Here is a 9,096-nt window from a genome sequence, read left to right on the forward strand (position 1 = left end):
TCACGTCAACCCGTACCCTCTTTCCTGACCGCCGACTTGAAAGCGGCCCAGCCTGACTCCATTGAACCTGTCAAGACGAATTGACAGGGCCGGGCGGTGGGGCCGAACGCGCCGCCCCCCGATGGAGGAAAGCGCATGCGTTTCGACAAGTTCACCGCCAAGCTGCAGAACGCCGTGGCCGACGCCCAGTCCCTGGCCGTGGGCCGCGGCCACAACCAGCTCGAGCCGGGCCATTTGCTGCTGGCACTGCTGGATGCCCGCGACACCGGGGTGAAGGCGCTGGTGCAGAAGGCCGGCGGCGATGCCTCGCGACTGCGTGACGGCCTGGTGGGCCATCTCGACGACCTGCCCAAGGTCGCCCAGTTCGACGGTGAGGTGCAGCCCTCCCGCGACCTGGTCAAGCTGTTCAACCTCACCGATCGCGAGGCCCAGAAGCGTGGCGACCAGTACATCGCCAGCGAGCTGGTGCTGTTGGCGGCGCTGGAGATGGGCCATGCGGTGACCAAGTTGCTGACCCAGGCCGGGGTCACTCGCCAGGCGCTGGAAACCGCCATCGACAGCGTGCGAGGCGGCGAACGGGTCGACGACCCCAATGCCGAGGATCAGCGCGAGGCGCTGGAGAAGTACACCCTCGATCTCAACGAGCGGGCGGCCAGTGGCAAGCTCGACCCGGTGATCGGCCGCGACGACGAGATCCGCCGTACCATCCAGGTACTGCAGCGGCGCACCAAGAACAACCCGGTGCTCATCGGCGAACCCGGCGTAGGCAAGACCGCCATCGTCGAGGGGCTGGCCCAGCGGATCGTCGACGGCGAGGTGCCGGAAGGGCTCAAGGACAAGCGCGTGCTGTCGCTGGACATGGGCGCGCTGCTGGCCGGGGCCAAGTTCCGCGGCGAGTTCGAGGAGCGCCTGAAGTCGGTGCTCAAGGAGCTGGCCCAGGAGGAGGGCCGGGTGATCCTGTTCATCGACGAGCTGCACACCATGGTCGGCGCCGGCAAGGCCGAGGGCGCCATGGACGCCGGCAACATGCTCAAGCCGGCGCTGGCCCGCGGCGAACTGCACTGCGTGGGGGCCACCACTCTCGACGAGTATCGCCGCTACATCGAGAAGGATGCCGCGCTCGAGCGCCGCTTCCAGAAGGTGCTGGTCGACGAGCCCACCGAGGAGGACACCGTGGCGATCCTGCGCGGCCTCAAGGAGCGCTACGAGGTACACCACGGGGTCGACATCACCGACGGCGCCATCATCGCCGCGGCCAAGCTCTCGACCCGCTACATCACCGACCGCCAGCTTCCCGACAAGGCCATCGACCTGATCGACGAGGCGTCGTCGCGCATCCGCATGGAGCTCGACTCCAAGCCCGAGGAGATGGACCGCCTCGACCGCCGGCTGATCCAGCTCAAGATGGAGCGCGAGCACCTCAAGAAGGAGACCGACGAGGCGTCGAAGAAGCGCCTCGAGAGCCTCGAGGAGCAGATCGGCGAACTCGAGCGCGAGTACGCAGACCTCGACGAGATCTGGAAGGCCGAGAAGGCCAGCATCCAGGGGGCGGCGCAGTTCAAGGACGAGCTCGATCGCGCCCGCATCGACCTGGAGCAGGCCCGCCGCCAGGGCGATCTCGGACGCATGTCCGAGCTACAGTACGGGGTGATTCCCGCGCTGGAGAAGAAGATCGCCGAGGCCGGTGAGGCCGAGGCCGACACCTCCGGCCACAAGCTGCTGCGCTCCAATGTCACCGAGGAGGAGATCGCCGAGGTGGTGTCGCGCTGGACCGGTATCCCGGTGGCCAAGATGCTCGAGGGCGAGCGCGACAAGCTGCTGCGCATGGAGGAGGCGCTGCACGAGCGGGTGATCGGCCAGGACGAGGCGGTCACCGCCGTGGCCAACGCCGTACGCCGCTCCCGTGCCGGGCTCGCCGACCCGAATCGGCCCAACGGCTCCTTCCTGTTCCTCGGCCCGACCGGGGTGGGCAAGACGGAGCTCTGCAAGTCGCTGGCCAACTTCCTCTTCGACACCGAGGAGGCGATGGTGCGCATCGACATGTCGGAGTTCATGGAGAAGCACTCGGTGGCACGGCTGATCGGTGCGCCCCCCGGCTATGTCGGCTACGAGGAGGGCGGCTACCTGACCGAGGCAGTGCGCCGCAAGCCCTACTCGGTGCTGCTGCTCGATGAGGTGGAGAAGGCTCACTCCGATGTCTTCAACATCCTGCTGCAGGTGCTTGAGGACGGCCGCCTGACCGACGGCCAGGGCCGCACCGTGGACTTCCGCAACACCGTGATCGTCATGACCTCCAACATGGGCTCGGACATCATCCAGCGCATGGGGGCCAGCGAGGACGACAGCGAGCAGGGATATGCGCAGATGAAGGAGATGGTGATGGCGACGGTCGCCGATCACTTCCGCCCCGAGCTGATCAACCGCATCGACGAGGTGGTGGTGTTCCATGCCCTCGGCCAGGAGCAGATCCAGGCCATCGCCGGCATCCAGCTCGACCGCCTGCGCACACGGCTGGCCGAGCACGACCTCCAGCTTTCGGTCAGCGACGAGGCCCTGGCCCAGCTCGCCGTGGTCGGCTTCGACCCGGTCTATGGGGCGCGGCCGCTCAAGCGGGCGATCCAGAGCCGCATCGAGAACCCGCTGGCCCAGGACCTGCTGGCCGGCAAGTTCTCGCCCGGTGATGTCATCCGGGTCGAGGTGGAGGAGGATCACCTGGTGTTCCGCGGGCAGTGAGCCTCCGGGCACGAGGCCCTGGTCCGGCGCGTTGTTCACAAGGCGTTACGTTGTCGCCCGGTCCCGCGGGGGACGACTGACTACACTGAAATCAGGTTGCGTCCTGTAACCGCTTGCCCGCCGGTTCCCCATGCCGGCGGGCTCTTTTATGCCGCTTGCCAGGCACCTTTCGGGCCCAGGCAGCTTGCCGAATCCGCGATCATGGGCTACCGGGGCGTTCGCGGTGGTTGACACCCTCGTGGCGCTAATGGAATCTTGACCGTTCCTGATTGCGGGCGCGGACTCCTGTGGGTGACCCCCCGATACCACCGCGCGAAGGGTAGGCCACCAGGCCTCTACCCGCCGAAGGACTTCCGGGTCCGGGCCAACCGCCCGGCCTGGCCAACGCCCCGACGCGGCGATCCGCCGTGATGAGAGTGCAGGCCCCAACAGGGCTATTTGCCAGGGTTTGGCATCAGGTGCCGGCGTGTCCGGCAGCGGCATACCGCCGCACTCGACCCCGTGCCTTGCACATGGGCACGGATCGCACTCGAGACCTCCAGGGGAGATACACAAGTGGAACTGCTTTCCGGCGCGGACATGATTGCCCGCTTCTTGCAGGATGAGGGCGTCGAATACATCTATGGCTATCCCGGCGGGGCGGCGCTGCACATCTACGACGCCCTGTTTCGCCAGGACAAGGTCAAGCACATCCTGGTGCGCCACGAACAGGCGGCGACCCACGCCGCCGATGGCTATGCCCGGGCCTCGGGCAAGCCGGGCACGGTGCTGGTGACCTCGGGACCCGGCGCCACCAACGCGGTCACCGGCATCGCCACCGCCTACATGGACTCGATCCCGATGGTGGTGCTGTGCGGTCAGGTGATGAGTCACCTGATCGGTGACGATGCCTTCCAGGAAACCGACATCATCGGCGTGACTCGCCCGATCGTGAAGCACAGCTTCTCGATCAAGCATCCGACCGAGATTCCGGAAGTCCTCAAGAAGGCCTACTACCTGGCCGCAACCGGGCGTCCCGGCCCGGTGGTGGTGGACATCCCCAAGGACATGACCGCCCCCACCGAGCGCTACGAGTACGTCTATCCGAAGAAGGTCCGGCTGCGCTCCTACAACCCGGTCACCCGCGGTCATACCGGCCAGATCAAGAAGGCCGTGGAGCTGATGCTCAAGGCCAAGCGACCGGTATTCTACACCGGTGGCGGCGTGGTCACCGGCCGGGCCAGCGAGGGGCTGACCGACCTGGTCAAGCGGCTGGGCTTCCCGATCACCACCACCCTGATGGGGATCGGTTCCTACCCGCAGAGCGACCGCCAGTGCCTCGGCTGGCTCGGCATGCACGGCTCCTATGAGTCGAACATGGCGATGCACCATGCCGACCTGATCATTGCCATCGGCGCGCGCTTCGACGACCGGGTGACCAATAACACCTCCAAGTTCTGTCCCACGGCCAAGATCGTCCATGTGGACATCGACCCCAGCTCGGTCTCCAAGACGGTGCGCGCCGACGTGCCCATCGTCGGCCCCGCGGCCAGCGTGATCGACGAGATGATCAGCCTGCTGCAGGGCAAGGAGATCGCCAATCCCGAGGCCCTGGCCGAATGGTGGCAGAAGATCGACGGCTGGCGCGAGGAGCGCCACGGCAAGCTCTACGAGCCGTCCCAGGCCGGCGAGGCGATCAAGCCCCAGGAGGTGATCGAGGCGCTGTGTCGGGTGACCCGCGGCGAGGCCTACGTGACCACCGACGTGGGTCAGCACCAGATGTTCGCGGCCCAGTACTACAAGTTCGACAAGCCCAACCGCTTCATCACCTCCGGGGGGCTCGGCACCATGGGCTTCGGCTTCCCGGCGGCCATGGGCATCAAGCAGAATTTCCCCGACGAGCAGGTGATCTGCGTCACCGGCGAGGGCAGCTTCCAGATGATGATGCAGGAGTTGTCGACCTGTAAGCAGTTCGGTGGCGGCGTGAAGATCGTCAACCTGAACAACGCCTCGCTGGGCATGGTACGCCAGTGGCAGGACCTCAACTACAAGTCGCGCCATGCGCACTCCTACATGGAGTCGCTGCCCGACTTCCAGAAGCTGATCGAGTCGTATGGCTTCACCGCCCTGAAGGTCGAGACCCTCGAGGAGCTCGAGCCGGCATTGGAGCGAACCTTTGCCGACAAGCACGAGCTGATCTTCCTCGATGTCCTCGTCGACCCCCACGAGCACGTCTATCCGATGCAGGTGCCCCTGGGCTCCATGCGTGACATGCTGCTTTCCAAGACGGAGCGGACCTGATGCGCCATATCATCTCGATTCTGATGGAAAACGAACCGGGCGCCCTGTCTCGTGTGGTGGGGCTGTTCTCCCAGCGCAACTTCAACATCGAAACGCTGAACGTGGCGCCGACCGAGGACGAGACCCTGTCGCGACTCACCGTTACCACCGTGGGCGACGACCGGGTGATCGAGCAGATCACCAAGCATCTCAACAAGCTGATCGATGTGGTCAAGCTGGTCGATCTGACCGAGGGCAACCACATCGAGCGCGAGCTGATGCTGGTGAAGGTCAAGGCGCTGGGGGCGACACGCGACGAGGTGAAGCGCACCGTGGATATCTTCCGCGCGCAGATCGTCGATGTCTCGCCGAGCCTCTACACCGTGCAGATCACCGGGGACGCCGGCAAGCTGGATGCCTTCCTGCAGGCCATGGGGCCGGTGGGCGTCCTCGAGGTGGCGCGTACGGGGGTGTCCGGCATTGCTCGCGGCGATAAAGTGCTTTCGCTCTGAGTGACTGGCTCGCTCGATCGATCGACAGGCCGCCTCTCGGGGCGGCCTTTTCATGCTCGGTGCGCCCGGGGCCGACTCAGTGGCGTTCGGCGACCTCGTCCCACAACGCCTGGATCAGCGGGCTCTTCAGGCGTCGCTCGAGGACACAGAGGCCAACGTCGTAATGGGGGAGTTCCGGCTTGACCGGCAGGGTCCGTACCCGCTCCAGCAGCGGGCTGTTGTCGAGCACGATCCTGGGGACCACCCCGACGCCGAACCCCAGCCCGACCATGCTGACGATCGCCTCATGGCCCGCGACCTGGGCGTAGATCCGCGGGGCGATCCCCAGCGCCTTGAACCAGGTGTTGCTGTACTCCCGTGACAGCCCCGACTCGGAGAGGATCATCGGCACCTCGCGCCACTGCTCGGCGGAGGGCGACTCGGGGGTAGACGGTATCCAGTCGTGGTTGTCATGGGGGACGATGAACACCAGCGGTGAACGGGTCAGCGACTTGAAGGCCAGTGCCTCGGGCACCTGGCGGGGACGCGGCGTGATCGCCATGTCCTCGTCGCCGGTCAGCACTCGCGTCATGGACTCGGCCGGGTCGCCGGTGTGCAGCTTGAGCTCGATACCGGGGTGGCGGCGGCGGAACTCGCTGAGCAGCTCGTAGAGGAAGCTGTAGCTGGCCGTCACCGAGCAATAGATGCTGAGCTCGCCGGTCAGCTCCTGGGCCGCGCTCATCAGCGACAGCCGCAGTTGTTCCCACTGCGCGAGGGTCTCGCGGGCATAGTGCTGGAAGGTCTCGCCGTGGGATGTCAGGGCCACGTGGCGATTGTCGCGTTCGAACAGCCGCACGCCCAGGCTCTCTTCCAGCTGGCGAATCGAACGGGAGAGGGTCGAGGGGCTGACGTGGCAGGCATCGCTGGCGCGGCCGAAGTGCAGGTTCTCGGCCAGGGCCAGGAAGTGTTTCAGGGGGCGCATGTCCATTCGGGCATTATTGCATATCCTGGCATGTTGTGTTGCAAATATCGCGTTTTACGCAACGGGATGGCTGGCGTAAGGTGTCGGCATCGGTCAACGGAATCCCAGCGCCGCAATCAGACGGCGCGGGTGGCCATCAACGCTGACATCGTTTTCAACCCCTTCCGTTCAGGAGCACATCATGCGCGTTTATTACGACAAGGACTGCGACCTCTCCCTCATCCAGGGCAAGAAGGTCACCATCGTGGGCTACGGCTCCCAGGGCCACGCCCACGCCAACAACCTCAAGGAGTCCGGCGTCGATGTCACCGTCGCCCTGCGCGCCGGTTCCTCCTCCGCCGCCAAGGCCGAGGCCGCCGGCCTCAAGGTCGCCAGCGTGCCGGAAGCGTGCCAGACTGCCGACGTGGTGATGATCCTGGCCCCCGACGAGAATCAGAAGGCGATCTACGAGCAGGAAGTCGAGCCGAACCTGAAGCAAGGTGCCACCCTGGCCTTTGCCCACGGTTTCAACATCCATTACAACCAGATCGAGCCGCGCAAGGATCTGGACGTGATCATGATCGCACCCAAGGCCCCGGGACATACCGTGCGCTCCGAGTTCGTCAAGGGCGGCGGCATTCCCGACCTGATCGCCATCCATCAGGACGCCTCCGGCACCGCCAAGGAGCTCGCGCTCTCCTACGCCGCCGGTGTCGGCGGTGGTCGCAGCGGCATCATCGAGACCACCTTCAAGGACGAGACCGAGACCGACCTGTTCGGCGAGCAGGCCGTGCTGTGTGGGGGGGCCGTCGAGCTGGTCAAGGCCGGCTTCGAAACCCTGACCGAGGCCGGCTATGCCCCGGAGATGGCCTACTTCGAGTGCCTGCACGAGCTCAAGCTGATCGTCGACCTGATGTACGAGGGCGGCATCGCCAACATGAACTACTCCATCTCCAACAACGCGGAGTACGGCGAGTACGTGACCGGCACCGAGGTGATCAACGAGCAATCGCGCGCCGCCATGCGCAATGCGCTCAAGCGTATCCAGACCGGTGAATACGCCAAGATGTTCATCAACGAAGGCAACAGCAACTACCCGTCGATGACCGCGCGTCGCCGCCTGAACGCTGAACACGAGATCGAGATCGTGGGCGCCAAGCTGCGCGGCATGATGCCCTGGATCGCCGCCAACCAACTGGTCGACAAGTCCAAGAACTGAGATGCCGGGCTTGTTCGGATGACGTCAAGGGCGCGGATTTCCGCGCCCTTGGTGTATCTGGCTGATATCCACAGCGCTTTTCGCTTCGGTGTCACCGTGTAGAATGAGGGAATCACCCATGAGTGATCCCATTCTGGCAACGGACGAGGCGAATGAGTCAGGATCCCCGCAATACCGAGCATGACGCCCACCGGCATGGTGCCGCGCAGGGCCGGCCCGAGTCCGGCTCCGTGGAGCACGAGACGGTTCCGCCCGCCGAGGAGGACCTGGCCGCCACCTTCGTGCGCGAGACGGAGGTCATCGAGGAATCCATCGAGGATGGCAAGAAGGTGCGACGCAAGGGCATCTACCTGTTGCCCAACCTCTTTACCACCTCGGCGCTGTTTGCCGGTTTCTTCTCCGTAGTCGCCGGCATCAACGGTGACTTCACCGCCGCGGCGGTAGCGATCTTCATCGCCATGGTGCTCGACGGCCTGGATGGCCGGGTGGCAAGGATGACCAATACCCAGAGTGCCTTCGGCGCCGAGTACGACAGCCTCTCCGACATGCTCTCCTTCGGTGTGGCACCCGCTCTGGTCGCCTTCACCTGGATACTGCAGGACATCGGCAAGACCGGCTGGGTAGTGGCCTTCCTCTACGTGGCCTGTGCCGCACTGCGCCTCGCGCGCTTCAACGTGCAGATCGGCAGCGTCGACAAGAAGTGGTTCATCGGCCTGCCGAGCCCATCGGCCGCGGCCTTTGTCGCCGCCAGCGTCTGGACCTTCCACAGCTTCGATGCCGACGCGGTCGGCTTCAAGCTGTTGATGCTGCTGGTCGTCGCCGCTGCGGGGGTGCTGATGGTCAGCAACATCCGCTACTACAGCTTCAAGGAGATCGATCTCAAGGGCCCGGTGCCCTTCGTGGTACTGCTGGCCATCGTGCTGGGCTTCGTGGTGATCTCGGTGGAGCCCTCGGTGATGCTGCTGCTGCTGTTCGGTGCCTACGTGGCCTCGGGGCCGGTGATGGCGATAATGCGCAAGATGCAGCATTCCCCCCCTGCAGGTTGAGGCGGCTCCCCCTTCGACAGCGCCCGCCTTGAGCGGGCGCTGTCACCTCTCGGGCAGTGGCTGGCTTGTCCACAGGGGGCTGCCTGAGCTGCCTGTGGATGACGACGGCGCGCCGGCCTGGAATTTTTTTACCGGAAGGGCTTGTCGAGGTCCGGGGAAATCCGTAAAGTACGCATCCGCTGCCGGCGACGGGCAACGTGGCCAGCGGTGATGAGTGGCAGAAGTGATTGTTCTGCTTGAGGTTTTTCGAGGTTTCGAAAAAGTTCTCGCTTGACAGGCACGGCGGATTCGCTAGAATGCGCACCACTTCCTGCAGACCCGCTGCGGGCTCTCTACGGAGTTCCCGGCAAGGGTTTGATCGGCAGCCGCTGCGGCGGTGGGTCGGGT

At 65.1% G+C, this 9,096-nt stretch carries 6 protein-coding genes; 5 read left to right on the forward strand and 1 reads right to left on the reverse strand.

Annotated elements, in window-relative coordinates:
• Positions 1–135: 135 nt before the first annotated feature.
• The 3 genes from clpB to ilvN all read left to right on the forward strand — a co-directional run bounded on the left by clpB (position 136) and on the right by ilvN (position 5,504).
• A complete protein-coding gene (clpB, locus tag AC5W54_RS13725) occupies positions 136–2,733 on the forward strand; it encodes an ATP-dependent chaperone ClpB (protein ID WP_495962641.1) in 2,598 nt (865 codons plus the stop codon).
• A gap of 555 nt (positions 2,734–3,288) precedes the next feature.
• On the forward strand, positions 3,289–5,013 hold the full coding sequence (locus AC5W54_RS13730) for an acetolactate synthase 3 large subunit (protein ID WP_495962642.1): 1,725 nt from the start codon (positions 3,289–3,291) through the stop codon (positions 5,011–5,013).
• On the forward strand, positions 5,013–5,504 hold the full coding sequence (gene ilvN, locus AC5W54_RS13735; protein WP_495962643.1) for an acetolactate synthase small subunit: 492 nt from the start codon (positions 5,013–5,015) through the stop codon (positions 5,502–5,504). Before AC5W54_RS13730 ends, ilvN begins: the two co-directional genes overlap by 1 nt.
• A gap of 76 nt (positions 5,505–5,580) precedes the next feature.
• On the opposite strand, the gene ilvY is transcribed toward ilvN, so the two are convergent.
• Positions 5,581–6,471 (reverse strand): HTH-type transcriptional activator IlvY, encoded by an 891-nt coding sequence (gene ilvY, locus AC5W54_RS13740; protein ID WP_495962644.1) that lies wholly within the window; start codon positions 6,469–6,471, stop codon positions 5,581–5,583.
• Between the two features lie 175 nt (positions 6,472–6,646).
• On the opposite strand from ilvY, the gene ilvC reads away from it, so the two are divergent.
• Positions 6,647–7,663: a ketol-acid reductoisomerase gene (gene ilvC, locus AC5W54_RS13745; protein WP_495962645.1), complete on the forward strand. Its 1,017-nt coding sequence runs from the start codon at positions 6,647–6,649 to the stop codon at positions 7,661–7,663.
• 152 nt (positions 7,664–7,815) lie between these two features.
• Complete coding sequence (gene pssA, locus AC5W54_RS13750; protein ID WP_495962646.1) at positions 7,816–8,709, forward strand: CDP-diacylglycerol--serine O-phosphatidyltransferase; 894 nt, start codon at positions 7,816–7,818, stop codon at positions 8,707–8,709.
• Positions 8,710–9,096: the final 387 nt, after the last annotated feature.

The organism is Halomonas sp. LMYGS-3, from assembly GCF_059509875.1.

Coding starts and splice junctions, on each gene's coding strand:
- pssA (WP_495962646.1), top strand. CDS start 7,816: ATGAGTCAGGATCCCCGCAATACCGAGCATGACGCCCACCGGCATGGT.
- ilvN (WP_495962643.1), top strand. CDS start 5,013: ATGCGCCATATCATCTCGATTCTGATGGAAAACGAACCGGGCGCCCTG.
- ilvY (WP_495962644.1), bottom strand. CDS start 6,471: ATGGACATGCGCCCCCTGAAACACTTCCTGGCCCTGGCCGAGAACCTG.
- clpB (WP_495962641.1), top strand. CDS start 136: ATGCGTTTCGACAAGTTCACCGCCAAGCTGCAGAACGCCGTGGCCGAC.
- ilvC (WP_495962645.1), top strand. CDS start 6,647: ATGCGCGTTTATTACGACAAGGACTGCGACCTCTCCCTCATCCAGGGC.